Origin of the sequence: Megasphaera sp. AF13-6AC, from assembly GCF_027685385.1 — a bacterium.
Lineage (GTDB): Bacteria > Bacillota > Negativicutes > Veillonellales > Megasphaeraceae > Megasphaera > Megasphaera micronuciformis.
This window is the reverse complement of sequence record NZ_JAQCUN010000135.1, coordinates 1-572: the sequence shown is the minus strand read 5'-3', so window position 1 is coordinate 572 and position 572 is coordinate 1. Positions and strand designations below refer to the sequence as shown.

The window sequence follows — 572 nt, the reverse complement described above, 5'->3', positions numbered from 1 at the left end:
ATGCATGTGCACGGTGGGAACATCCGAAAGCATCGTTAATACCTACATCGGCTAACTGAGCCAACGCCTTGGAAAAGGCCGGATCGTTCTTTTCTTCTTCTTTATGATAGCGCAGGTTTTCCAAGAGAAGGACTTCGCCGGGTTTAAGGCTCTTTGCCATTTTTTCCGTTTCCGGGCCGACGCAGTCCGGAGCCATTTGCACAGTGCGACCCAACAGTTCACTCAAACGTGCAGCTACGGGACGAAGAGAAAATTCGGGCTTCGCTTCTCCCTTAGGTCTACCGAGATGGCTCGCCAAGATAACGGCACTATTGTGATCCAACAAATATTGAATTGTCGGCAAGGTTTTTACAATCCGCGTATCATCCGTAATCTGCTGTTTGTCATCAAGCGGGACATTAAAGTCGGCACGTACAAATACCTTTTTTCCGTCGAGAGACACATCTTTAATTGTTTTTTTCATAAATTCCTCCTGCAATACGGGCAAGATGACTTCTTAAAACGGCTTTTGTCCTGCCAAGAAGCGAACCATGTCGACTATGCGTCTTGCATAACCCCATTCATTGTCATAC

General features: G+C 46.7%; 1 protein-coding gene. It reads right to left on the bottom strand.

The genetic code is table 11. The annotated features are described in order from the left end of the window. Nucleotides 1–463: phosphoglycerate kinase (pgk, locus tag PGX78_RS07035; protein WP_270446132.1), on the bottom strand; the 463-nt coding region annotated here is incomplete at its 3' end. Between the last annotated feature and the right edge of the window lie 109 nt (nucleotides 464–572).